Origin of the sequence: Alcaligenes sp. SJTW-7 (genome assembly GCF_047716895.1) — a bacterium.
GTDB lineage: Bacteria > Pseudomonadota > Gammaproteobacteria > Burkholderiales > Burkholderiaceae_B > Alcaligenes > Alcaligenes ammonioxydans.
Genome location: NZ_CP136682.1, coordinates 2,534,269 through 2,556,815, shown reverse-complemented (window position 1 = coordinate 2,556,815; position 22,547 = coordinate 2,534,269). Strand labels below are relative to the sequence as shown.

22 protein-coding genes are annotated in these 22,547 nt (G+C 57.5%); 8 read left to right on the top strand and 14 right to left on the bottom strand.

Going from position 1 to position 22,547, the window contains the following annotated elements:
• The first annotated feature begins 67 nt into the window (after nucleotides 1–67).
• Both RSQ48_RS11490 and RSQ48_RS11485 read left to right on the top strand, forming a co-directional pair.
• Entirely contained in the window at nucleotides 68–1,522 is a 1,455-nt protein-coding gene (locus tag RSQ48_RS11490) for a YdgA family protein (protein WP_003802816.1), read from the top strand.
• A 118-nt stretch (nucleotides 1,523–1,640) separates the two neighbouring features.
• Complete coding sequence (locus tag RSQ48_RS11485; protein WP_059317975.1) at nucleotides 1,641–2,018, top strand: translation initiation factor; 378 nt, start codon at nucleotides 1,641–1,643, stop codon at nucleotides 2,016–2,018.
• Between the two features lie 7 nt (nucleotides 2,019–2,025).
• On the opposite strand, the gene RSQ48_RS11480 is transcribed toward RSQ48_RS11485, so the two are convergent.
• The 10 genes from RSQ48_RS11480 to RSQ48_RS11435 form a co-directional block, all read right to left on the bottom strand.
• Entirely contained in the window at nucleotides 2,026–2,796 is a 771-nt protein-coding gene (locus tag RSQ48_RS11480) for a MipA/OmpV family protein (protein WP_415301810.1), read from the bottom strand.
• 132 nt (nucleotides 2,797–2,928) lie between these two features.
• Complete coding sequence (locus RSQ48_RS11475) at nucleotides 2,929–3,231, bottom strand: hypothetical protein (RefSeq protein WP_415301809.1); 303 nt, start codon at nucleotides 3,229–3,231, stop codon at nucleotides 2,929–2,931.
• 20 nt (nucleotides 3,232–3,251) lie between these two features.
• Nucleotides 3,252–4,025, bottom strand: coding sequence for a thiol:disulfide interchange protein DsbG (gene dsbG, locus RSQ48_RS11470; RefSeq protein WP_003802829.1), 774 nt, complete (start codon nucleotides 4,023–4,025; stop codon nucleotides 3,252–3,254).
• A 149-nt stretch (nucleotides 4,026–4,174) separates the two neighbouring features.
• Complete coding sequence (locus tag RSQ48_RS11465) at nucleotides 4,175–4,786, bottom strand: Maf family protein (protein ID WP_003802832.1); 612 nt, start codon at nucleotides 4,784–4,786, stop codon at nucleotides 4,175–4,177.
• Between the two features lie 23 nt (nucleotides 4,787–4,809).
• Entirely contained in the window at nucleotides 4,810–5,280 is a 471-nt protein-coding gene (gene rlmH, locus RSQ48_RS11460; protein ID WP_003802834.1) for a 23S rRNA (pseudouridine(1915)-N(3))-methyltransferase RlmH, read from the bottom strand.
• Between the two features lie 290 nt (nucleotides 5,281–5,570).
• A complete protein-coding gene (rsfS, locus tag RSQ48_RS11455) occupies nucleotides 5,571–5,975 on the bottom strand; it encodes a ribosome silencing factor (RefSeq protein ID WP_039943627.1) in 405 nt (134 codons plus the stop codon).
• 8 nt (nucleotides 5,976–5,983) lie between these two features.
• Nucleotides 5,984–6,601, bottom strand: a complete 618-nt coding sequence (gene nadD, locus RSQ48_RS11450) for a nicotinate (nicotinamide) nucleotide adenylyltransferase (RefSeq protein WP_003802838.1) — start codon at nucleotides 6,599–6,601, stop codon at nucleotides 5,984–5,986.
• The gene (gene hemF, locus RSQ48_RS11445; RefSeq protein ID WP_003802840.1) at nucleotides 6,592–7,497 is read right to left on the bottom strand and encodes an oxygen-dependent coproporphyrinogen oxidase; all 906 of its coding nucleotides are present in this window, start codon (nucleotides 7,495–7,497) and stop codon (nucleotides 6,592–6,594) included. The genes nadD and hemF overlap by 10 nt, the downstream gene beginning before the upstream one ends.
• Before the next feature lie 21 nt (nucleotides 7,498–7,518).
• On the bottom strand, nucleotides 7,519–8,808 hold the full coding sequence (gene purD / locus RSQ48_RS11440; RefSeq protein WP_003802842.1) for a phosphoribosylamine--glycine ligase: 1,290 nt from the start codon (nucleotides 8,806–8,808) through the stop codon (nucleotides 7,519–7,521).
• A 47-nt stretch (nucleotides 8,809–8,855) separates the two neighbouring features.
• Nucleotides 8,856–9,587, bottom strand: coding sequence for a YebC/PmpR family DNA-binding transcriptional regulator (locus RSQ48_RS11435; RefSeq protein ID WP_003802844.1), 732 nt, complete (start codon nucleotides 9,585–9,587; stop codon nucleotides 8,856–8,858).
• Between the two features lie 139 nt (nucleotides 9,588–9,726).
• Here RSQ48_RS11435 and RSQ48_RS11430 point away from each other — a divergent pair, with 139 nt between their 5' ends.
• From RSQ48_RS11430 to RSQ48_RS11420, 3 genes are all read left to right on the top strand, one after another.
• The gene (locus RSQ48_RS11430) at nucleotides 9,727–11,229 is read left to right on the top strand and encodes a helicase HerA-like domain-containing protein (RefSeq protein ID WP_003802846.1); all 1,503 of its coding nucleotides are present in this window, start codon (nucleotides 9,727–9,729) and stop codon (nucleotides 11,227–11,229) included.
• Nucleotides 11,229–12,167 (top strand): 2-hydroxyacid dehydrogenase, encoded by a 939-nt coding sequence (locus RSQ48_RS11425; RefSeq protein ID WP_131070715.1) that lies wholly within the window; start codon nucleotides 11,229–11,231, stop codon nucleotides 12,165–12,167. Before RSQ48_RS11430 ends, RSQ48_RS11425 begins: the two co-directional genes overlap by 1 nt.
• A 127-nt stretch (nucleotides 12,168–12,294) precedes the next feature.
• Nucleotides 12,295–13,365, top strand: coding sequence for a tartrate dehydrogenase (locus tag RSQ48_RS11420; protein WP_059317973.1), 1,071 nt, complete (start codon nucleotides 12,295–12,297; stop codon nucleotides 13,363–13,365).
• Between the two features lie 4 nt (nucleotides 13,366–13,369).
• On the opposite strand, the gene RSQ48_RS11415 is transcribed toward RSQ48_RS11420, so the two are convergent.
• A complete protein-coding gene (locus RSQ48_RS11415) occupies nucleotides 13,370–14,230 on the bottom strand; it encodes a DMT family transporter (RefSeq protein WP_131070714.1) in 861 nt (286 codons plus the stop codon).
• Nucleotides 14,231–14,375: 145 nt separating this feature from the next.
• On the opposite strand from RSQ48_RS11415, the gene RSQ48_RS11410 reads away from it, so the two are divergent.
• On the top strand, nucleotides 14,376–15,362 hold the full coding sequence (locus RSQ48_RS11410; RefSeq protein ID WP_039943629.1) for a quinone oxidoreductase family protein: 987 nt from the start codon (nucleotides 14,376–14,378) through the stop codon (nucleotides 15,360–15,362).
• Nucleotides 15,363–15,604: 242 nt separating this feature from the next.
• Here the strand turns inward: RSQ48_RS11410 and RSQ48_RS11405 are convergent, their stop codons facing one another.
• Entirely contained in the window at nucleotides 15,605–16,630 is a 1,026-nt protein-coding gene (locus RSQ48_RS11405; protein WP_003802856.1) for a class 1 fructose-bisphosphatase, read from the bottom strand.
• Nucleotides 16,627–19,305, bottom strand: coding sequence for an aminopeptidase N (pepN, locus tag RSQ48_RS11400; RefSeq protein ID WP_415301808.1), 2,679 nt, complete (start codon nucleotides 19,303–19,305; stop codon nucleotides 16,627–16,629). The genes RSQ48_RS11405 and pepN overlap by 4 nt, the downstream gene beginning before the upstream one ends.
• Before the next feature lie 158 nt (nucleotides 19,306–19,463).
• On the opposite strand from pepN, the gene RSQ48_RS11395 reads away from it, so the two are divergent.
• A complete protein-coding gene (locus RSQ48_RS11395; RefSeq protein ID WP_059317971.1) occupies nucleotides 19,464–20,114 on the top strand; it encodes a DUF4136 domain-containing protein in 651 nt (216 codons plus the stop codon).
• 93 nt (nucleotides 20,115–20,207) lie between these two features.
• Here RSQ48_RS11395 and RSQ48_RS11390 read toward each other — a convergent pair whose 3' ends face one another.
• On the bottom strand, nucleotides 20,208–20,552 hold the full coding sequence (locus RSQ48_RS11390) for an H-NS family nucleoid-associated regulatory protein (RefSeq protein WP_415301807.1): 345 nt from the start codon (nucleotides 20,550–20,552) through the stop codon (nucleotides 20,208–20,210).
• Nucleotides 20,553–21,079: 527 nt separating this feature from the next.
• Between RSQ48_RS11390 and tldD the strand changes: the two genes are divergently transcribed.
• Nucleotides 21,080–22,540, top strand: coding sequence for a metalloprotease TldD (gene tldD, locus RSQ48_RS11385; RefSeq protein ID WP_059317970.1), 1,461 nt, complete (start codon nucleotides 21,080–21,082; stop codon nucleotides 22,538–22,540).
• Nucleotides 22,541–22,547 lie beyond the last annotated feature (7 nt).

The window sequence follows — 22,547 nt, the reverse complement described above, 5'->3', positions numbered from 1 at the left end:
TCAAACTTAGTTTCGGTATTATGTCGGCTATTTGAAGTTGGGACTGTAGGTCTACAAAAGGGAAGTCATGAAGAAAAGTACAGGGCTGGTCACACTGGTTGTCGTGCTAGCGGCCGCATATGGCGGTTCGACTTGGTACACCGGCAAGAAAACAGAAGCGCTCGTGGGCGAGAAAGTGGCCCAGTTCAACACCCTGGCTGCCGAGCAAATGCAGCAAATGGGAATGAACGAGACGGTCGTCATGAATGTAGTCGACTACCAGCGTGGCGTGTTTTCCTCTACCGCTCGTTACACCCTCACACTCACGCCAGCCGACGCACAAGAGCAACCCTTGGAGTTGACCTTCGACGACAAGATCAGCCACGGTCCGCTGCCCATGTCCGCCTTGGCAATGGGCAACTTCACCCCTGTTGCGGCCTTGTCGCACAGCACCCTGGTCAAGACCAAAGATACGGAAGGCTGGTTCAAGCTGACGGGCGACAAGACTCCCTTGTGGGCCGACAGTCTGGTGGGCTTTGACGGCGCGGTGGACTCCAATGTTCACTTTGAAGCCATCAAGCATCAAGGCGATGAGATCAAGGTCGAGTTCAGCGGCGGCCAGTTGCGTACCAAAGCCGGTGGCAAGAGCAAGGATATTGTTGTGACCGGCAGCTTCCCCAAGCTGTTTGTCGATGACATCAGCGAAGAGCCCTTGAAGCTGGAAGCCTCCAACTTCATCATGGACTTCAAGCAGACCGGTGACATCAATGTCAATGGTAACCAGGTCGGCAAGCTGAGCGTAGATGACGTCAAGATGCAGTCGGCCGAGACCGAGGGTATTACCTTCAAGCAGATCGCTGTCAATTCGGATGCCGTCACCAAAGACTCCATCAGCGATACCAAGGTGAGCTACCTGTTGACCGACCTGGTGTTTGAGGACAAGGTCAAGCTGGGCTCAGTTGAGCTGGTCATGGGTTTTGATCGCGTGTATGCGCCGGCTATCTCCGCCATCTCCAAACTGATTTCTGACACCAAGGTGCAAGACGATCTGGAGGCGGTTGACGGGCCTACCGCCCAGAAGGTGATGGAGCTGGCGCTGCAAGCGCTGGAGCACAAGCCTGTGCTGCGTATTGAACCCCTGCGTTGGTACACAGAGGCTGGTGAATCCAAGGCCAATCTGCGCATGGAGTTCCAAAAGCCCAATGCGACGCAACAAGAATTGCTGGAAAGCCCCGAGCTGTGGGTTGAGGCAATTCCTGCTGCCCAGCTGGATGTCCTGATCTCCAAGCCTATGCTGCGTGGTCTGGCCGCGGAGATGGACAAGGCAGAGGGCCTGTCCGCCGAGGAGGGCAATGCCGCCATGCTGGATATGGTTCTGGATGCCGCCGTGGCTCCTTATGCCGAGTCCAAGATGCTCAACAATGATGAGAACAGCATTTCGACCACGATCAAGTACAACGGTCAGGATCGTGTGTTCGACATCAACGGTCAGCGCTTTACGTCCGAGCAGTTGTTGGGCCTGGTCCTGATGGGCATGATGTAATTGGTCTGGACCTGGTCCAGTGCAAAGCCCACCGGAGTCCGGTGGGCTTTTTAGTGTGGGGCTGCAAACCGTGGATGTGGCCTTTTTTGTTTCTTGTGTTTAAAACGGAGCGGATTGAATGGCCAGCTTAGCGGATCAGTTGTCCAGATTGGTCTACAGCACGGACCAGGGGCGCGTATGCCCGGACTGTGAACAGCCGAAAAACCAGTGCTGTTGCGAGGAGAAGCGCCGTCAGGAAAAGCTGGCCCAGGAGCAGGGGCCAGTGCGTTTGAGTCTGGAGACCAAAGGGCGCAAAGGAAAAGGCGTGACCGTGGTCACAGGACTGGTGATGCCTGAGGAGCAGCTCAAGGCCTTGGTCAAGGAGCTGAAAAACGCCTGCGGGGCAGGCGGGACACTGAAAGAGGCAGGTCTGGAAATTCAGGGAGACCATCGAGCCCTTGTGCAGGCGCGCCTGGAAGAAAAGGGCTTGACGGTCAAACGGGTAGGCAGACCCTGAGAGCCAATTAGAAGCTGTAACCCAGGCCTACTCCGCCAAAGACGCTGCTTTTTTTCTCCACCAAGGGGCTGTCTTTGGCCTCTTCCCCCAAGGTGTTTACGCCCACCAGTCCTTGCAGGGACCAGCTTTCGCTGAGCTTGTGGGTGTACTGGCCGTACAGCGCATAGGAGCGCAGGCCAGCATCGGGGCGGTAGCGTTGCAACTGACCATTGCTGGCGGCGGCCTCATGCGATTTCACCCCGAAGTAGGTACGCATGGCTTTTTCATTGGACCATTTCAGTTCGGCACCCATCGAGAAACTGCTGTCCTGGTCATTCCACAGGCGGTAGCTCAAGTCCAGAACGGCTGTGGCACCGTAGCCGCTTTTCAGCGCCTGATAGTAACTGCCCTCGATTTTGGCATTGCCCAGACGGTAGGCCGTAAACACCCCTAGGTTGCCGTGACGGTCAATATCGTCCTTGCCGTGCAGGCGGTCAGCATCACCCGATTTACGGGCACGGGCCAAAGACGCATAGGTGCCGATGGTCCAGTTGTCGGTCAGATTGGTTTGCAGGCCCAGGGCAGGCATGCCAGCTTTGGGGGCCAGAAAGAAGTGCCCATTGCGGTGTGACAGCAGGGGATAGAAGCGGCCGCCGTAGCTGTCAGCCCCCTCATACTTGGGTGCAAAACCGACACCCACGCCCACCGTGGTTTGCTGCGCCAGTGCCTGACTGGTTCCTACGGTACACAGAATGGCTAAAAGGCAGGGACGCAGTGCAGAACGAATGAGAGTGGGCATGGCAGATTTCCTTGTGATACGGGTAAAAACAGGCCCGCTTGTGGCGGGCCTCGTTATCGTATCAAGGTTTGGGGCAGCGGCGACAAAATCATGACCGGTCTGTATGGTCTGTTGTTCTGACCCTACATGCCCTCAGGCGCGAATATAAATCCAGTTTTCAGCCTGTAATTGCACCAGCGTCGTGATGGCTCCCTGCGCCAGAACCTGAAAGCGTTCAGGTGCGCAGAGCGACTGATTGCGCAGCGTATTCGGGCACAGGAAGGTCACGGTGTCCAGATCGTGTTCCATGCCCTGGACACAAGCCTGAACGGCCTGTGCGTTGGCAATGATGCGAATCTGGGCCTCGGGCATGTCCTTGAGCAGGTTACGCGCATTGCTGCGGGCCCGCTCCAGGGCGTCGGGGGTGGGGGCATGCAAGAGTACACGGCTTGTCATGAGTCGGTTTTCCTGGTGAATTAGCGAGGGCCGAAAACCCGTTCGCTGATGTCGGGTGAGGCTCCGGTCTGCATTTGGATACGGCCCTGCTCATCTTGCCAGATCATGGCGGGCGTGGCGCGCAGATCCCATCCCATCATCAAATCTTCGTTGCGGGTCAGGTCGGCCTCAATGTCGCTGGGCACGCTGTCCAGGCCTTTGATACCGGCGCTGCGGTCTTTCAGCATGGCCAGGGAATGCTCGTTCAAGGCCTGGGTGGGATTGTCGGCGGCGAGAATGGCAGCCGACTTCAGACTGCTGCTGGGAGCCAGAATACCCACCATCACATGGCGCAACTGCACTTTTCCGGACTCGACCCAGGGGCGGGCCATTTGCCAGAACTGCATGCAGTAAGGGCAGTTGGGATCGGTGAAGACATAGACTATGCGAGGTGCTGTGTCTTCGCCATCCTTGATCCAGCGGGATTTTTCCAGCTTGCCCAGCATGTCCTTGGCAATGACCGGCTGCACCAGCTTGTCCAGACCCGCCGGGCGTACTTCCTCGCCCTTGGCATCGATCATGGTGCCCACCATCATGTGTTGTCCATCGGGCAGCTTGTAAATGGCCAGCGCCTGATTGCCACTGTAGGCCCCCCAGGCTTTCAGCCCGCCCGGGGCGTCAAATTCACCCACAACAGACAGCCCCTGTTCTTCCAGGGCTTTCAAGGCAGCCGGAAGCTCAGCCGCGTAAGCGGCGGTGCCGGCGTACAGTAGGCTGGCCAGAGCCAGACGAATCGAAAAAGAGGAAAGCGGCATGGTGTTAATCCTGCAAAACAGTCGGTGAATGTATATATCCAGAAAACATATACTAAGAGCCAAATGGAATAAAAGAATGGGACTAGGTCGCGCAGGGATAGTTCCCCATTCGTGTTCCGAGCGGGCTGTATTTCCGCTGTGGTCTGGACTTAAGTACGCAGCTTCAGGTTGGCCAGCTCCAGCAGGCGGTAGGTTTCATGGACGGGCAGTCCCATGACACCGGTATAGCTGCCACTCAGGTGGCTGACAAACGCTCCGCCCAGACCCTGAATACCATAGGCACCCGCCTTGCCCATCGGTTCCCCGCCCGCGCAATATTCCTGGATTTCCTGCTCACTCAAGGTTTTGAAACTGACTTCACTGATGCTGATGCTTTCAAATTCCACTCCACCTACGCCCAGTGACAAGGCCGTCGTCACTTTGTGGCGGCGGCCCGAGAGTTCGCGCAGGATACGCGCCGCATCGCTCGGATCGGCGGGTTTGCCAAAAATGTCCTCGCCCATGCTCACGGTGGTGTCGGCGCTCAAAATGGCGCGCTCCTGATCCAGCTGGCTGTTTTGCGCGCGCCACTGCAGGGCCCGCTGTAGCTTGTCACGAGCCGTGCGACGTACGTACTCCAGTACGGTTTCTTGTGCCAGACGGGGTTCGTCCTCGCCGGGAGGGCTGGGAACAGCCAGAACCTCATGCGTGATCTGTATGCTGTTGAGCAGGTCGTGGCGGCGAGGACTGGCTGAAGCGAGGTAGATGGGCTGAAAAGGCATAGGAACCAGAAGTAAAAATAGGTTTAGGCGCGATGATAAGGGTGCCCGGTCATCACGGACCAGGCGCGATACAGTTGTTCGGCCAGAAAGATGCGGACCAGCGGATGGGGGAGCGTTAGCGAGGACAGACGCAACATGCCATGGCAGCTCTGCTTTAAGGTCGAATCCAGGCCATCCGGGCCGCCCACCAGAATCGCAATGTCCTGACCACTATTGCGCCAACGCTCCAGCTCCTGGGCCAGTTTGACGGTGGTCAGATCCTTGCCGCGTTCGTCCAGGGCAATGCGCATCGCCTGGGCGGGAATGGCCGCTTCAATACGTTTTGCCTCGGCCTGCATCATCTGGGCAGGCGTTTTGCCGCTGGTACGGGGTTCGGCCTTGATTTCCCGGAGTTCTATGGCGCAGTCCTGGGGCATGCGGCGTGCATATTCCTGCCAGCCCTGTTCCACCCAGTCGGGCATACGCTGACCTACCGCGATGACAATGAGTTTCATGAAACGTCGTCAGAAGAAACAAAAAAGAAATGAAGGAAAAAAGGGCCCCCACGCTACGCCTTCGGCTTGCTTCTCCCGACGGGGCGCTTGTTACCTTGGGGCGGCCCGGCGGTAAAAAGCCCTCACGCTGCGCCTTCGGTTTGCGCTCCACCTCGCGGCCAGCAAGCCGCTTGGATTCGCCAGGGGACATTTTTTACCGCAGGCGCCGAGCTTTGGGAGCGGCCCGGCAATAAAAAGGCCGCAAGCTTGGTTGCGGCCTGAGTACCGCCGGGAAAGGGCGGAGGGGGGGCTTAGTCTTCGTCGTCGGCAGCGCTGGCGAAGAAGCCAGCCGGTGGGACCTGACGCGATTGCGGCAGCAGCTCCACTTCGACGGGGCGCTCGCCCCACAGTTCTTCCAGGTTGTAGTACTGGCGGATGGCGGGTTGCATGCAATGCACCACGATGTCACCCAAGTCCAGCAGCACCCATTCACCGGTGTCCTCGCCTTCATGCGCCAGGACTTCGACTTTGTTTTGACGTGCTTTATCAGAAACGCTCTGGGCCAGAGCGCGAGTTTGCCGGTTGGACGTACCACTGGCGATGACCACACGATCGAACAGGCCGGTCATGTGGGTTGTGCTAAAGACCTTGATGTCTTGAGCTTTGACGTCCTCGAGGGCATCGATGACGAGTCGTTGAAGTGTTTCTATATTCATAAAAAGAACTATACAGGGCGCGCCTGTGGGTGGGAAAGATAGAGCCGTTTTTTGTCAATGTATTGAGCGACTTTTTCCGGGACCAGGGCTGTGATGTTGTCACCACGCTGCACTCGCTCCCGAATCTGGGTCGCCGAGACATCCATGGGAAGAAAGTCGATCTGATGTAAACGGCGTTGAAGCCGGCTCAGTTCCTGCTGCAAGGCCGCGGGCGTTTCCAAGGGGCTGCCAGGGCGCTGGGCAACAGCCAGTTCGACGTGCTCGAGAATTTCCTGCCAGTCGTTCCAGCTGCAAAAATTATGCAACTGATCGCTGCCTAAAATCCAGAAAAACCGTGTTCCGGCAGGCAACTGGCGCACGGTGTCTATGGTGTAGGTGGGGCCGCCGCGTTCGATCTCTACCGGGTTCACCCGCAAGCCGGAGTGGCCTTGCGCCGCCAGTTCCGCCATGGCCAGACGATCCTGGGCGCTGGCGCCCAGCGCATCGCGTTGCCAGGGCTGGGCGGCAGGCAGAAGCTGTACCTGATCCAGCTGCAATTGCTCAAGCGCGGCGAGCGCCAGCGCGACGTGAGCCTTGTGGATGGGATCAAAACTGCCTCCCAGAAGCCCTACACGCTTTAAATCCATTCGCGCGGCACCAGATATTGCGCCAGGGCCGCTTCCGGCGTGCCCGGTTCGGGCGACCAGTTGTAGCGCCAGTTTGCTTGAGGAGGCATGGACAGCAGGATGGATTCAGTACGTCCTCCCGACTGCAGACCAAAGAGGGTGCCCCGGTCAAACACCAGATTGAACTCGACGTAGCGCCCACGGCGTATGGCCTGGAAGTCCCGGTGCGCTGGTGTATAAGCGTGATCCATGCGGGCACGCACTATGGGTACGTAGGCGTCGGTAAAGGCATTGCCTACCGAGCGCGTCAGTGCGAAGCTGGCCTCAAAGCCGGGCTCGTTCAGGTCATCGTAGAAAATGCCGCCAATACCGCGGGTTTCGTTGCGATGCTTCAGATAGAAATACTCGTCGCACCAGCGCTTGTAGCGCGGATAGTAATCCTCACCATGTGGGGCCAGGGCGTCGTGGCAGACCTGATGGAAATGACGGGCATCGTCCTCGTTCAGGTAGTAGGGCGTCAAGTCCATACCGCCGCCAAACCAGAACACATCGGCCTGGTCCGCTGTCTGGGCCTGAGCCACAAACATACGCACGTTCATGTGCGTGGTGGGCACAAAGGGGTTGCGCGGGTGAATCACCAGCGATACCCCCATGGCCTCCCAGGGGCGACCGGCCAGCTCTGGACGGTGAGCACTGGCCGAGGGGGGCAGGGTATGCCCCTTGACGTGGCTGAACAAAACGGCTGCCCGTTCGAACACGGGGCCGTTCTCCAGCAGGCGGGACAAGCCGCCCCCGCCTTCTGGACGATCCCATTGGTCCGACTCGAAGGGCGTGCCGTCCAATTGCTCCAGGGTGTCCACGATGTGGCTTTGCAACTGACGGAAATAAGCCTGGACGGTATCAATGGGTAAAGACATGGAAAGACCTTGCTGCGTAAATCAGGTTTCGCTGCTGGGCAGGGCGCGCCAGCCAATATCGGTGCGAAATTGTTTGCCGTCAAAATGAGTCTGGGAAATGGCCTGGTAGGCTGCTTCCTGGGCACGACGGATGGAATCGGCCATTGCGGTCACGCAGAGCACACGGCCGCCCGTGGTCACCACGACGCCGTCCTTCATCTGGGTGCCAGCGTGGAAAGTGATGCACTCGTCGGTATCGTTGGCAAACTGGGTGATGACATCGCCCGTGCGGGGTTCTTCGGGGTAGTTGGCCGCGGCCAGAACCACACCAATAGCAGTACGACGATCCCATTCAATCGTGGCTTCGTCCAGCTTGCCGGCCAGAGCCAGCTCGAAGGTTTCGGTCAGATCGCTCTTGATGCGCATCATGATGGGCTGGGTTTCAGGATCGCCCATGCGGCAGTTGAATTCCAGTACCTTGATGGGACGGGTGGCATCCGGGCCATCGCCAATCATGACGCCGGCATAAAGGAAGCCGGAGTAGGGCAGGCCTTCCTTGGCCATTCCCTGCATGGTGGGGTGAATGACTTCGCGCATGATGCGGTTGTGCAGCGTGGGGCTGACGATAGGCGCAGGCGAGTACGCGCCCATCCCGCCGGTGTTGGGGCCTTGGTCGCCATCTTTCAAACGCTTGTGGTCCTGGCTGGTCGCCATGGGCAGCACATTTTTGCCGTCACACATCACGATGAAGCTGGCTTCCTCGCCGGTCAGGCATTCTTCCACCACGACGCGGGCACCGGCAGCACCAAAGCGGCCATCACCGAGGATGTCGTCAATCGCACCCAGCGCTTCTTCCAGCGTGGTGGCCACGATTACGCCCTTGCCGGCGGCCAAGCCATCGGCCTTGACCACAATCGGAGCGCCTTGCTGGCGGATGTAATCCTTGGCCGCCTCGGGGTCGGTAAAGGTGGCGTAGGCCGCCGTTGGAATGTTGTGACGCACCATAAAGGCCTTGGCGTAGTCTTTGGAACTTTCCAACTGGGCTGCTGCCTGGGTGGGGCCGAAGATCTTCAGGCCGGCCGCCCGGAAAGCGTCCACGATACCGGCTGCCAGCGGGGCCTCCGGGCCGACGACGGTGAAGGCAATTTTCTCTTGCTTCACAAAGGCAATCAGTTCCTGGATATCGGTGATGGCCAGGTTTTCAATACGTTCGGCACGCGCAGTGCCGCCATTGCCAGGGGCAACGTAGACAGTCTGCACACGTGCGGATTGGGCCAGGCGCCATGCCAAGGCGTGTTCACGGCCGCCGCTGCCGACAACAAGTAGCTTCATAGTGATGAGTCGGGCAGGGCCCGCAAAGAGGAGGTTACAGAAATGGCTTATTCGGCTTCGTCCATGACGGCGGTGGTGTAGACCTCTTGAACATCGTCCAGGCCTTCCAGTGCGTCCAGAAGTTTTTGCATTTTGGCGGCGTCCTCGCCGCTCAGTTCGGTTTCATTCAGCGCCTTCATGACCACGCCTTCGACCTCAGGCGTCAGGCCTGCGGCCTGAAAGGCAGCCTGCACAGCCGGGTAGTCCGAGGGAGCGCACAGCACTTCAATCAGGCCCTCTTCGTCCGTGACGATATCGTCGGCACCGGCCTCCAGGCCGATTTCCATGATGGTGTCCTCCGAGGTGCCCGGGGCGAACAGGAACTGGCCGCAGTGGCGGAATTGAAACACCACCGAGCCGTCCAGACCCAGATTGCCGCCATTTTTGGTAAAGGCGTGACGCACATCCGAGACGGTGCGCTGACGATTGTCGGTCATGCAGTCCACGATCACGGCAGCACCGTTAATGCCATAGCCCTCGTAGCGAATTTCTTCGTAGTTGGCATCATCCGCGCCGCCTGCGCCGCGCTGGATGGCACGCAGGATATTGTCTTTGGGCATATTGGCTGCGGTTGCCTTGTCCCAGGCCATGCGCAAACGTGGGTTGGACTCGGGGTCAGGGCCGCCGGTACGTGCGGCCACGGTGACCTCACGAATGATCTTGGTCCAAAGTTTGCCCCGTTTTGCGTCCTGACGACCCTTACGGTGCTGAATATTCGCCCATTTACTATGTCCGGCCATAAAGTATTACCAATTCAGTAGACTACGTTCAAAGAAAAACAGATCTATTTTAACCTGTCTGGGCGACAAGGCCCGAGCTTGGGTGAAAGTCGCTAGAATCTAGGCACTTGGCATTCTATCTGGAAGAGAACAAACAATCATGGCCGATCCGATTTTGCTTGCTCAAAACAGCCATACTCCCGTCTATCTGCTGCCTGCGCTGGCCAACCGTCACGGTTGCATTACGGGCGCCACCGGGACCGGCAAGACCGTCACCTTGCAAGTGTTGGCCGAAGCCTTCTCCCGGCTGGGAACGCCCGTTTTCCTGGCCGATGCCAAAGGCGACCTGAGCGGCATATCCCAGGCAGCACAAGCCAACCCCAAACTGCAGGAGCGCCTGCAGCGGCTGGGCCTGCCAGAGCCGGTCTGGGGGGCAAACCCGGTCACCTTCTGGGACATCTTTGGCGAACAGGGCCATCCGGTTCGCGCCACGATCTCCGACATGGGGCCGTTACTGCTCTCCCGGATTCTGGAATTGAACGATACCCAGGAAGGCATTCTGAATATCGTGTTTCGTGTGGCCGACGACGAGGGGCAGCTGATTCTGGATTTGAAAGATTTGCGGGCTTTGCTGCAGGATGTGTCGGATCGTGCGGCCCAACTGCGCAGCCAGTACGGCAATATTGCCGCGGCCAGTGTCGGAGCCATCCAGCGCGCCTTGCTGCGTCTGGAAACCCAGGGGGCGGATCGTTTCTTTGGCGAACCTGCTCTGGATGTCATGGACTGGATTCGTACCGATGCCTCCGGGCGCGGCATGATCAATGTACTGGCTGCCGACAAGCTGATGCAGTCGCCGCGCTTGTACGCGGTGTTTCTGCTCTGGATGCTGGCTGATTTGTACGAGCGCCTGCCGGAGGTGGGGGATCTGGACAAGCCTCGTCTGGTGTTCTTTTTTGATGAAGCCCACTTATTGTTTACCGGCGCGCCAAAGGCCTTGCTGGAGAAAGTCGAGCAGGTGGTGCGCCTGATCCGCTCCAAAGGGGTAGGTATTTATTTCGTGACGCAAAACCCGCTGGATATTCCCGACACGGTATTGGGTCAACTGGGCAATCGGGTTCAACATGCTTTGCGCGCTTTTACCCCACGCGATCAGAAGGCGGTCAAAACAGCGGCGCAAACCATGCGTCCCAATCCCGGCCTGGACATTGAGGCGGCCATTACCGAGCTGGGTGTGGGCGAGGCGCTGGTATCCATGCTCGATGCCAAGGGTATTCCCACACCTACCGAGCGCGCCTGGCTGGTGGCGCCGGGCAGTCGGATTGGCCCGGCTACGGAGGCTGAGCGACAGATGGTGCGTCAGGCCTCCTTGCTCGGCTTGAAGTATGACCAGGCCATTGACCGGGAATCGGCGTACGAGGTGCTGGCGAAAAAGGCGGCGGATGCGGCTGCCAATGGGGCGGCTGGAGCAACACAAGCCGGTGGCCCAGCAGTCAAGGACGAAGGGCTGATGGGTGTGGTCAATGATTTTCTGTTTGGATCAACCGGGCCACGAGGTGGCAAAAAGGATGGTTTGGTGCAGAGCATGATCAAAACGGAAACCAAACGGGCCGCGACCAAAGTGCTGCGTGGGGTGTTGGGATCTTTGTTCGGGGGGAAGCGTTAATGCCAGTATCACAGCCTCATTTGATCATCGCTACGGCGCGGTCAACTGAAACCGCTCGGTGGGCGCAGGAGTTTCGCAACGCCTATCCCGATTGGAAGGTTGATGAGTTCGTCCCCGGACAGCCCAGCACGGGTGCGACTTACGCCGTGGTGTGGCAACCGGACCCGATCCTGTTTCAGCAGGAGCCCGACTTACGCGCTACGTTTAATCTGGGCGCGGGCGTGGACGCAGTGGCCGGTTCTATTCCGGCTGGCATGCCCTTATATCGCCTTGAAGATGCTGGCATGGCCGAGCAAATGGCGGAATATGCCTTGTACGGTGTTTTGCGTGCTGTGGGTCGTTTCACGCCTTATGAGGAGCAAGCGCGAAAGGGTACGTGGAAGGCGTATCGCCCGATTGATCGTCGCCAGTGGCCGGTCGCGGTGCTGGGATTGGGGGCGATTGGCAGCAAGATAGCCCAGGTGATCGCCAGTCTGGGTTATCCCGTACAGGGTTGGTCCCGTCGGCTGCGTGAAGCGGATTTCCCTTGCTATGCCGGTGATCAGGGGCTGAAAGACTGTGTCTCGGCCAGTCGTATTCTGGTCAATGCGTTGCCCTTGACTGCGCAAACCGAAGGTCTGATCAATCGCGAGCTTCTGTCGCATCTGCAGCCGGGCGGCTTTTTGATCAATGTGGCTCGTGGTGGGCATCTGGTGGATGCTGACGTGGTGGAAGCACTTCAAAGTGGCCATTTGTCTGGCGCCTTGCTCGATGCGTTTACCCAGGAGCCCTTGCCGGCTGATCATCCCTACTGGGGTATTGCCTCTGTGATGGTTACGCCGCATATCTCGGGCATCACCGTGCGTGACCTGGCCTTGGAGCAGATCGGCTCGCGTATCGTGCTGTTGCAGCAAGGCAAGCCTGCTTCAGGGCAAGTCGATCACACGCTGGGGTATTAAGCATTTTCAGTTTCGGTCAGCCTGCCAGCACCGGGGACGCGGGCAGGCCGCTTGCTGTTTCCTGAGCGGGGCAGCATCTTGTCAGAATAAGGCCGTTGCGGCCATGTAAAACCACAAGGAAAGAGGAATGAGTAACGTTCATCGTATTGCCGTGATCGCGGGAGATGGGATCGGCAAGGAAGTCATGCCAGAAGGGCTGCGTATTTTGGAGGTGGTCGCTCGTCGTCACGCCATCAATTTTGATTGGAAGGTGCTGGACTGGAGCTCGGACTATTACCAGAAGCATGGTGTCATGATGCCCTCGGACTGGAAAGCCCAACTAATGGATACCGAGGCCATTTTCTTTGGCGCAATGGGGTGGCCCGATCTGGTGCCGGATCATGTTTCCCTGTGGGAGTCCCTGTTCAAGTTCCGTCGTGAATTTGACCAGTACATCAACTTGCGCCCGGTGCGCTTGATGCCCGGCGTGCGTTCGCCGCTGGCAGGTCGTGAGCCTGGCGATATTGATTTCTTTATCGTGCGCGAGAATACCGAAGGCGAGTACTCCAATAGCGGCGGCATCATGTTTGAAGGCACGCAGCGCGAGGTGGTGATTCAGGAAAGTGTGTTTACCCGTACCGGTACAGACCGTGTCTTGAAGTTCGCTTTTGAACTGGCAAAAAAACGCGGTAAACACGTTACTGCGGCGACCAAATCCAACGGTATTTCGATCTCCATGCCGTGGTGGGATTCGCGCGTGGCCGCCATGGGCGAGCACTACCCTGACGTGAAGTGGGACAAGTATCACATCGATATTCTGTGTGCGCACTTTGTGCAGCACCCGGACTGGTTTGATGTGGTGGTGGCTTCCAACCTGTTTGGCGACATCTTGTCCGATCTGGGCCCGGCATGTACCGGCACCATTGGCATTGCGCCGTCGGCCAACCTGAATCCCGAGCGCGTGTTCCCATCCTTGTTTGAGCCCGTACACGGCTCGGCACCGGATATCTACGGCAAAGGCATTGCCAACCCGGTCGGTCAGATCTGGAGTGGTGCCTTGATGCTGGATTTCCTGGGCTACCCCCAGGCAGCCGCCGAAGTGGTGCAAGCCATCGAGCAGGTTCTGGCCAATGGCCCACGTACGCCGGATCTGGGTGGGCAGGCCAGCACCGCAGAAGTCGGTGCCGCCATTGCCCAGGTTCTGGAGGCGATGGCCTAGACCATTAGCGGGACTTGGGTGGGCGCAAGCCTGCCCAAGTGATGGCGCCAATCATGATGGCACCGCCCAGCAGCGCACGGCTGCTGGGGTATTGAGCAAAAAGCAGTGCCGCAAAGGCGATGGCATAGACAGGCTCCAGGGCGATCACAATCCCGGCGCTGCGGGCATTCAGCACGGTGAGCGCAGAGACCAGCAGGTAGTGCGACAAAGCCGTACAAAACACCCCCAGCAGCGCAATCCATACCCAGTCCATCCAAGTACTGTCGCCCAGCAGTGGCAGGGCGAAGGGCCAGCACATCAGGGCGACAAACAGGTTTTCCCACCAGGCCACTTGTTGTGCCGACAGGTGCTTGGCCGCACGGCGGTTAATCAAGGTGAACATGGCAAAGGTAAAGCCCGAGGCAACCGCCCAGGCCAGGCCAATAGTGGATTGGTCCTGGAAGTCGAAAGATGGGGTAACCAATAACAAGCCCAAGGTGACTAGGGCCAGAATGACCCATTCCGATACGGTAACGCGCTCGCGCAGCACGGCCCATTCACACAAGGTAATGAAGGCCGGGAAGCTGGCAAAGCCCAGGGTGGCAATGGCCACACCGCCCACTTTGACGGCCACAAAAAAAGTGGCCCAGTGAATGGCCAGCATGATGGAGGCCAGGAGCAAGGTACGAAAGTCCGCTGCTTTCATGCCCTGACCCAAACCGCGCCCTTGCGAGCGGATGCTGATAAACAAGGCCAGAACCGCAAAGCTGGCTCGGCCTGCGGTAATCAGCATGGCGCCGACCTGGATCAGTTCACCAAAAATACCGGTCAGTCCGAACAGAACGGCCGCCACATGTATGGCAGCCAGGGCACGTCCATGCGTCATGGATAGCGATCCCAGAAAAAAAGAAGTCAATTTAGGCTATTCTGGTGTTTTATGTCAGCCAGTGATAGGGCGAGCGGGGCAGGCAATCGGTGCAAGGCATTATTCTAAGACATTGCCAAGGGCCCCTCATCAAAGGAGTAAAACAATGACCCAGATGGTCAAGGCGATACGGATTGAACGTAATGGCGGCCCTGAAGTATTGCAGTGGGCTTCGGTAGCCTTGCCTGCCCCGCAGGAAAAGGAAGTCACCATACGCCAAAAGGCGGTGGGTTTGAACTTTATCGATATTTATTTCCGTAATGGTCTCTATAGCAGCCCGTTGCCACATGGCTTGGGTTTTGAGGCCTCCGGCATTGTTGAGGCGGTCGGGGAGGGGGTGACGCACCTGAAAGTGGGCGATCGTGTTGCTTACGGTCAAAGCCCCTTGGGAGCGTATGCCGAGGCACGTAACGTGCCTGCCGATCGAGTCGTGCGTATTCCTGATGGAATCACGTTTGAGCAGGCTGCAGCCATGATGCTGAAAGGTCTGACCTGCTGGTATTTGCTGCGCCAGACCTATCGCGTGCACGAAGGCCAGACGATTCTGTTTCATGCGGCGGCCGGTGGCGTTGGTTTGTACGCCTGCCAGTGGGCGCGTGCCTTGGGCGTGAAGTTGATTGGTACGGTTTCCAGTCCCGAGAAAGCCGCTTTGGCGAAAGAAAATGGCGCTTGGGAAGTGATTGATTATTCCCACGAAGACGTGGTGCAGCGCGTGCTGGAATTGACCAATGGCCAGAAAGTACCTGTTGTGTATGACGGCGTGGGCAAGGATACCTGGGAGCGCTCGCTGGACTGCTTGCAGCCACGCGGCTTGATGGTCAGTTTTGGCAATGCCTCCGGCCCGGTGACAGGCGTGAATCTGGCGACGCTGGCATCCAAGGGTTCCCTGTATGTGACTCGCCCTGTGCTGGGTGCTTATGTGCCGACACAGGAAACCATGCAGGCTGCTGCCGATGAGATGTTCGAGCTGGTACTGCAAGGCAAGATCAAGCCATTGATTGGTCAGCGCTTCCCGCTGGATCAGGTGGCTCAGGCTCATGAAGCCCTGGCGGGACGCCGCACGACCGGTTCCACGGTCTTGACCCTGGATTGACGCGGGCCAGGATTGTAGTGCGTGGTCGCGTTAAGACAAGCCGTCCGGGTTTTCAGGTGCACAGCCTCGTTTTGTATCGGCTTTATTCTGCTTGCCGCGAGGGCACAAGGCAGCTTGACCGCCCTGTCTTGCTGTAAACCCGACAGCCTTGTCGTATAAGAAGCGCTAAAAAAAATGGCCTCCGCTAAGGAGGCCATTGTCATCTGGCAGCGAGGTGGCTGCCGATACTCATCGGTCTGGAATCAGCCTTGCTCGTGATACTGACGCACGCGCTCGACTTCGTTGCGTGAACCCAGAATCACACCAATACGCTGGTGCAGTTCGGTAGGCTGTACGTCCAGAATGCGCTGGGTGCCGTCAATCGACATGCCACCGGCCTGCTCGACCAGGAAGCTCATGGGATTGGCTTCGTACATCAAACGCAGCTTGCCTTTGCGACCGGAGGCGCGCGCATCGCGTGGGTACATGAAGATGCCACCGCGGGTCAGGATACGATGGACGTCTGCCACCATGGAGGCAATCCAGCGCATATTGTAGTTCTTGCCCAGCGGGCCTTCGGGACCCGCCAGGCAGTCGTCGATATAGCGTTTTACCGGGGCTTCCCAGTGACGCATATTGGACATGTTGATGGCAAATTCCGAGGTGTCCTCAGGGATGGTGATGCGCTCGGTGGTCAGCACCCAGGAGCCCATTTCCTTGTCCAGCGTGAAGGCGGCCACGCCATCACCTACCGTCAGCACCAGCATGGTTTGTGGGCCGTAAATAGCATAACCGGCGGCCACCTGACGCACGCCGGGTTGCAGGAAGTCCTGCTCTTCGATCACGCGGTCACGTGCTTCGGGCGGTACGCTCAGCACCGAGAAAATGGTGCCAATGGAGACGTTCACGTCGATGTTGGACGAGCCATCCAGCGGATCGAACAAGAGCAGGTTTTCGCCCTTGGGGTAGTAGTCGGGAATGCGGTGCAGGGTGTCCATTTCCTCGGAGGCCATGGCCGCCAGGTTGCCGCCCCATTCATTGGCTTCCAGCAGGATTTCATTGGACAGTACATCCAGTTTCTTCTGCACCTCGCCCTGGACGTTCTCGGAGTCCAGAGAGCCCAGAACGCCGCCCAGCGCTCCTTTGCTGACGGCATGACCGATGGCCTTGCAGGCGCGAGCGACGGTCTCGAGCAGCAGGCGCACATCGGCGGTGACCGTTTTTTTCTGGCGTTGTTGCTCTACCAGATACTGAGTAAGGTTTTTCTTCAAGACAGACTCCGAGGTCAAAGAGTTAATGCTTTATTTACGATTTCAGCCACATTGCCCGACAGGCCGGGCTCAGCCTGAATGCGCTCCAGCGCTGCTTTGAGCGGGTCGCGGGCTTGGGGTTCAAAGCGGGCCCAGTTATCAAAGACCCGAGCCAGACGGGCAGAGATTTCCGGGTTGAGCTTATCCAGAGCAATCACTTGTTCAGCCCAGAAGGCATAGCCTTCCGGGGTATGTATGGCCTGCATATTATTCATGCAGAACTGAAAAATCAGCGAGCGTGCGCGGTTGGGATTGCGCATCGAGAAAGCTGGATGCAACATCAGAGCCCGTACCTGGGCGACCTGAGTGCTTGGGGCGGTAGCTTGCAGGCTGAACCAGCGATCCAACACCAGAGGATTGTCCTGCCAGCGCTGGAAAAAGTCGTCCAGGCCGTCCTGGCGATCTTCTGGGTCGCCATAGTTCACCAGGGCGCTGAGCGCGCCCAGACGATCAGTCATGTTGGTCGCCAGATCGTACTGGTTGCGCGCCAGTTGCGGGCCAGTGCTCACTCCCGCGACCAGTAAATAATTCAAGGCAAGATTGCGCAAGGAGCGCTGACCGGCTTGCAGCGCGTCGGGGCTGTAGGGAGCTTGCTCCAGGCTCAGGAACTGATAGAGCTCTTGCCAGTAGGGCGTCAGGGCCAGTCCCAGTTCGCGTTGTAGTTGACGGCGGGCCTGAACGATTGCGCGCGGGGTCATGGGCTGGGTCTGTTCCAGCAGTTCGCGCTCGCTGGGCAGGGACAGAATGCGGGCCTTGTAGGCCGGGCTCAGCGCAGGATCTTGCACCAGAGCGTGCCAGGTCTGCACCACGGTGGCCTGTTGTGCCGCCGAAGGAGTGCGTCCGGATGCTGAGGACAGAATCAGGCGGGTTGCCAGCAACTGAGCTGCTTCCCAGCGGGCAAAGGGGTCGGTGTCGTGACGGGCCAGCAAGGCCAGTTCGGCGTCCGGACGGTAATAGTCCACCTTGACTGGAGCCGAGAAGTTGCGCAGCAAGGACAGGACCGGTGCTTCAGGGATGTGCGTAAAGGTCCAGCTTTGCTCGGCCTCGGTAAAGTCCAGGACCAGCGTTTCGCCCTTTTGCCCATCCAGGTGCAGGCTGAGCGGCTGGCCGTGCTGATCGAGCATTCCCAGGGCAAAAGGGATGTGCAAGGGCGGTTTGACCGCGGCCTTGTCCTCGATCCCGGCGGGGGCATTGCTTTGGCGCAGAGTCAGGGTGGCAGTCTGTTTGGCTGCGTCATGAGTCAGGCTGACCTGCACGCGGGGTGTGCCTGCCTGCTGATACCAGCGGCGGAACTGATCCAGGCTTTGGCCTGGCTTGACCTGACGATAGACGCTGTCCATGCAGTCCACGAACTCATCGCAGGTGACGGCCTGCCCATCATGGCGTTTGAAGTACTCCCGAATGCCCGCCTGGAAATTGTCCTCGCCCAGCAGCGTGTGCTGCATACGAATGACTTCAGCGCCTTTCTCGTAAATCGTGGCCGTGTAGAAGTTGCTGATTTCCTGATAGCTCTCGGGTCGGATGGGGTGGGCCATCGGGCCGGCATCCTCGGGGAACTGAGCAGCACGCAGCACACTGACATCATCAATCCGTTTGACAGCGCGGGCGCTGGCCGCTTGGGCGCCGTCCAGGCCTTGAGCCAGCATGTCGGCGGAAAATTCCTGGTCACGGAAAACCGTCAGGCCTTCTTTCAAGGAGAGCTGGAACCAGTCGCGGCAGGTAACGCGGTTGCCGGTCCAGTTGTGAAAATACTCGTGACCAATGACGGCCTCCACGGCGTGGAAGGATGCATCAGTTGTACTTTCGGCATCGGCCAGCACATAGGCGGAATTAAAGATGTTCAGGCCTTTGTTTTCCATGGCGCCCATATTGAAGTCGCGGGCGGCCACGATCATGAAACGGTCCAGATCCAGCGCCAGGCCAAAGCGTTGCTCATCCCATCGTACTGAGTGCTCCAGGCATTGCATGGCCCACTCTGTTTTATCGCCGTCTCCACGATCGCAATAAACCTGCAACAGGGCAGGCTGGCCATTGGCTTTTTTGATTTCGCGCTCGCGTACATCAAAGTCGCCGGCGACCAGGGCAAATAAATAAGAGGGCTTGGGAAAGGGGTCTTCCCATACTGCCTGCTTACGGCCATCGTCCAAGGTGGTGCTTTCAAGCAAATTGCCATTGGAGAGCAAATAGGGGTAGAGCGTGGCATCGCCGCGCAGTACCACTTCATAACGGGACATCACATCAGGGCGATCGGGAAAGAAGGTGATGCGTCGAAAGCCCTGGGCTTCACATTGGGTAAACAGGCTGTTGCCCGATACATACAGGCCCATCAGCATGGTGTTTTCTTGCGGGCGACAACGGCTGACCAGGACCAGATCAAACTCTGCTGCTGGGGGCGACAGGGTCAGGCCCTGATCATTGAGCAGGTAATCCTGAGGGGACACCAAGTTGCCGTCAAGACTGACTTCCAGCAGTTCAATGTCCTCGCCATCCAGTACCAGAGGTTGAATCTGGCCGTCCCGGCTGCGGGCTCGAAAAGCCAGCCGAACCAGGGTTTGCTCGGCCGCCAAGTCAAACTCCAGCCGAACCTGATCTATCTGATAGGGGTAGGGCTGGTAATCGTGGCGGGAGATCGTGGGTAAGGTGTCTGTGCGCATGTAATCCTGGTCCGACAATCGAAAAAGATGGTCTATTGTAATGTTGTTTGAACGCCCACACTGGAGGGGGGAAACAGGCAGTAAACTAAATGCTCGTCGGCGCCCTGGCGCTGTGCTCAAATGGCTTGAACGTGTAAGTGAAAACAAGCAGGGGTGAAATGATGAGCTTACTTTCTGAAGTATTTTCCTGGCGCGCCCTGCGTCTGCTGAGTCTGGCGTTTGCCGCCTTGACCACGGCGTGCGCTGCGCCTAGTTGGTCTGCCAAATTGACACGCTATCAACAGTGGCCCGCGAACGCCAGTGGAGAGACCTATTACATTCAGCCTATACCAGGCGATAGCAATAATCTGGAGTACCAGTCTTTTGCCGATTCGGTACGCGCCTCGATTGGCGTGACCGGGCTGGTGGAGGCCCCGAACCTGAAGTCAGCGCGCTTTGTGGTGAAAATGGATTATGGCAATCCTCAGGAACAAAGCTGGGTGCCGCAATTTGCCGATAGTTTTTATGGCCCGACCGGGTGGGGAATGGGACGTGGCTATTATGCGCCAAATGATGGTTGGGCAGGCGGGTTCTTTTATTCGCCGAATGTCGTGAACGTTCCGGTTACCGTGTATAAGAATTATCTAAATGTAATTATTACAGATAATCGAAACTCGGGCACAGAAGTGTATCGTGCTACGGCCGTGTCTTATAGCCATTCCGACAACCTGGCCCAGCAGATGCCATTTTTGTCCCAGGCCATATTTGATCGCTTCCCTGGTAATAATGGACAGGTGATTGATATCCGCTATCCACTGCCTCGGGATTGAGTCGTCAGCAGTCTGGGATTAAGTCAAAAATTTATAACAATAAAAAAGGGACCGTTTGGAAAACGGTCCCTTTTTTTTGTTTGGTTCCAGAGCTTATTTGATAAGGAACTCTTCACGGCTGCGGCCATTGGCTTCTGCGTCAATGATCCAGCGTGGGGGGCGACCACGGCCCGTCCAGGTGTCCTGGGTGCCGGGGTGACGGTATTTGGGAGGCAGGCTGGTTTTGGGGCTGGTGGACGCACCAGCACCACGACGAGCAGAGTTTTCCAGAGCTTCAGCGACTTCCTCAATCGTGATCTCGTTATCTTGCATGGATTTGACGATGGATGCGATGACAGGACGACGCTGTTTGACTCGAAGGGATTTCATCTGCTTTTGAAGACGCAGAATCTCTTTTTCTATCTTCTGCTTTGCGGAGCTGTAAGTTTCGACTGACATATAGGATTCCTGTTTCATGTTTGTAGTTATCTGATAAACCCTGCCTGCACGAGCTCATGTTTATCATGCGAAAACAGTGTACTTTGATTTCCTTGAAAATATAAGTGGTTTGAAAAAAATAAACGTTAATTCAAAAAAACTGTTTAGTCTCTGTAATTGTTTATAGTCATTAGTCAATTCTATGGGGCGTGATTATTTAAACTAATCAGGGGTTATCATGATTTTGAATGGGTTTATACAAAAACCATATAGCTGAATTTTTAATTAAGAAAAATATAAAATAATTTTAATTAGGTATCAGAAAATGTCGTAATTGGAGTTTTTTGTCGCGATTAGGGGAGCTGCCTGATTCAGCGTCGGAAAGCCCGAAAATAGCCGGTTCAGTACGTGGGCATCGCATACGGTGGCACATTCTGTTTTAATGCTCAGATGGACGGAAACCGAATGGATGTCAGTGCGTCTGTCGGTACCCATTTTCGTCCCTTGCAGCCGTGGGCTTGCCAGGGATCTGTCAGTAGGAATAAACGATGAAGCTAGTTGATCCGGCAATCAATGCCCTGGAATGCGCCCGTGGTCTGTTGCTCGAGCCTTGGGGCTTGCATGAAAGCCACCTGTCCGGTGCGCTGGGTGAAATCTTCACCCATCAGGCTGACTATGCCGATTTATATTTTCAGTACACCCGCAGCGAGGGCTGGAGCCTGGACGAGGGCATTGTGAAAAGCGGCAGTTTCTCGATTGAGCAGGGCGTGGGTGTGCGCGCGCTGAGCGGCGAGAAAACCGCGTTTGCCTATTCGGACTCCTTAAGTCCTGAGGCCTTGCTGTCTTCGGCGCGCGTGGTGCGTTCCATTGCCCGTCAGGGGGGCTCGGGAAAAAGCGGGATTTTGGTGCCGGCCGATTCGCAGCGTGCGACGCTTTATACCGGAACGGACCCCATTGCCAGCTTGCCTGCGCCAGAAAAAGTGGCTTTGTTGGGGCGTCTGGACGCCTTGGCTCGGGCAGCCGATTCGCGTGTGGTGCAAGTTATGGCCAGCCTGGGGGCGGAATATGATGTGGTGCTGGTTGCGGGCAGCGATGGTCGTCTGGCCGCCGATGTCCGTCCCCTGGTGCATTTGTCCCTGTCGGTGATTGTCGAACAAAATGGCCGTCGTGAGCGTGGTTCGGCAGCGGGTGGCGGCCGGGTGGATCTGTCGTACTTTTCCGACGACATGCTGCGTGCCTATGTGGACAAGGCCGTGCGCTCGGCCATGACCAATCTGGAGGCCAAGCCTGCGCCTGCCGGTCAGATGACGGTGGTTCTAGGCCCAGGCTGGCCTGGTGTCATGCTGCACGAAGCCGTGGGCCACGGTCTGGAAGGCGACTTCAACCGTCGCGGCAGCAGCCTGTTCTCGGGCCGTATTGGCCAGCGTGTGGCGTCCAAAGGGGTAACCGTCATTGACGACGGCACCCTGGAAAACCGTCGTGGCTCCTTGAATATGGATGATGAAGGCAATGCCACGCAACGTACGGTTCTGATCGAGGACGGTATTTTGAAAGGGTATTTGCAAGATACCCATAATGCGCGCTTGATGGGTGCGGCCATTACCGGCAATGGCCGCCGTGAATCCTATGCCAGCTTGCCTTTGCCGCGCATGACCAACACGTTTATGTTGGGTGGCGATAAAGATCCTCAGGAGATCATCGCTTCGGTCAAGAAAGGCTTATATGCTGTGGACTTTGGTGGTGGGCAGGTTGATATTACGAGCGGTAAGTTTGTTTTTTCCGCTTCGGAGGCCTGGGTCATTGAAAACGGCAAATTGATGTATCCCGTCAAAGGCGCCACCTTGATCGGCAGTGGCCCGGATGCCATGAATCAAATCAGCATGATCGGCAATGATATGCAGCTCGATCCTGGGGTAGGGACCTGCGGTAAAGAAGGTCAAAGTGTCCCTGTTGGGGTAGGGATTCCTACCGTGCGAATGGAAAATCTGACCGTGGGTGGTACCGCCTGATTTAATT

Excerpts from the sequence above, each read along its gene's own strand:
- RSQ48_RS11490 (WP_003802816.1), top strand. The coding sequence starts at position 68 with ATGAAGAAAAGTACAGGGCTGGTCACACTGGTTGTCGTGCTAGCGGCC.
- RSQ48_RS11485 (WP_059317975.1), top strand. The coding sequence starts at position 1,641 with ATGGCCAGCTTAGCGGATCAGTTGTCCAGATTGGTCTACAGCACGGAC.
- RSQ48_RS11480 (WP_415301810.1), bottom strand. The coding sequence starts at position 2,796 with ATGCCCACTCTCATTCGTTCTGCACTGCGTCCCTGCCTTTTAGCCATT.
- RSQ48_RS11475 (WP_415301809.1), bottom strand. The coding sequence starts at position 3,231 with ATGACAAGCCGTGTACTCTTGCATGCCCCCACCCCCGACGCCCTGGAG.
- dsbG (WP_003802829.1), bottom strand. The coding sequence starts at position 4,025 with ATGCCGCTTTCCTCTTTTTCGATTCGTCTGGCTCTGGCCAGCCTACTG.
- RSQ48_RS11465 (WP_003802832.1), bottom strand. The coding sequence starts at position 4,786 with ATGCCTTTTCAGCCCATCTACCTCGCTTCAGCCAGTCCTCGCCGCCAC.
- rlmH (WP_003802834.1), bottom strand. The coding sequence starts at position 5,280 with ATGAAACTCATTGTCATCGCGGTAGGTCAGCGTATGCCCGACTGGGTG.
- rsfS (WP_039943627.1), bottom strand. The coding sequence starts at position 5,975 with ATGAATATAGAAACACTTCAACGACTCGTCATCGATGCCCTCGAGGAC.
- nadD (WP_003802838.1), bottom strand. The coding sequence starts at position 6,601 with ATGGATTTAAAGCGTGTAGGGCTTCTGGGAGGCAGTTTTGATCCCATC.
- hemF (WP_003802840.1), bottom strand. The coding sequence starts at position 7,497 with ATGTCTTTACCCATTGATACCGTCCAGGCTTATTTCCGTCAGTTGCAA.
- purD (WP_003802842.1), bottom strand. The coding sequence starts at position 8,808 with ATGAAGCTACTTGTTGTCGGCAGCGGCGGCCGTGAACACGCCTTGGCA.
- RSQ48_RS11435 (WP_003802844.1), bottom strand. The coding sequence starts at position 9,587 with ATGGCCGGACATAGTAAATGGGCGAATATTCAGCACCGTAAGGGTCGT.
- RSQ48_RS11430 (WP_003802846.1), top strand. The coding sequence starts at position 9,727 with ATGGCCGATCCGATTTTGCTTGCTCAAAACAGCCATACTCCCGTCTAT.
- RSQ48_RS11425 (WP_131070715.1), top strand. The coding sequence starts at position 11,229 with ATGCCAGTATCACAGCCTCATTTGATCATCGCTACGGCGCGGTCAACT.
- RSQ48_RS11420 (WP_059317973.1), top strand. The coding sequence starts at position 12,295 with ATGAGTAACGTTCATCGTATTGCCGTGATCGCGGGAGATGGGATCGGC.
- RSQ48_RS11415 (WP_131070714.1), bottom strand. The coding sequence starts at position 14,230 with ATGACGCATGGACGTGCCCTGGCTGCCATACATGTGGCGGCCGTTCTG.
- RSQ48_RS11410 (WP_039943629.1), top strand. The coding sequence starts at position 14,376 with ATGACCCAGATGGTCAAGGCGATACGGATTGAACGTAATGGCGGCCCT.
- pepN (WP_415301808.1), bottom strand. The coding sequence starts at position 19,305 with ATGCGCACAGACACCTTACCCACGATCTCCCGCCACGATTACCAGCCC.
- RSQ48_RS11395 (WP_059317971.1), top strand. The coding sequence starts at position 19,464 with ATGATGAGCTTACTTTCTGAAGTATTTTCCTGGCGCGCCCTGCGTCTG.
- RSQ48_RS11390 (WP_415301807.1), bottom strand. The coding sequence starts at position 20,552 with ATGTCAGTCGAAACTTACAGCTCCGCAAAGCAGAAGATAGAAAAAGAG.
- tldD (WP_059317970.1), top strand. The coding sequence starts at position 21,080 with ATGAAGCTAGTTGATCCGGCAATCAATGCCCTGGAATGCGCCCGTGGT.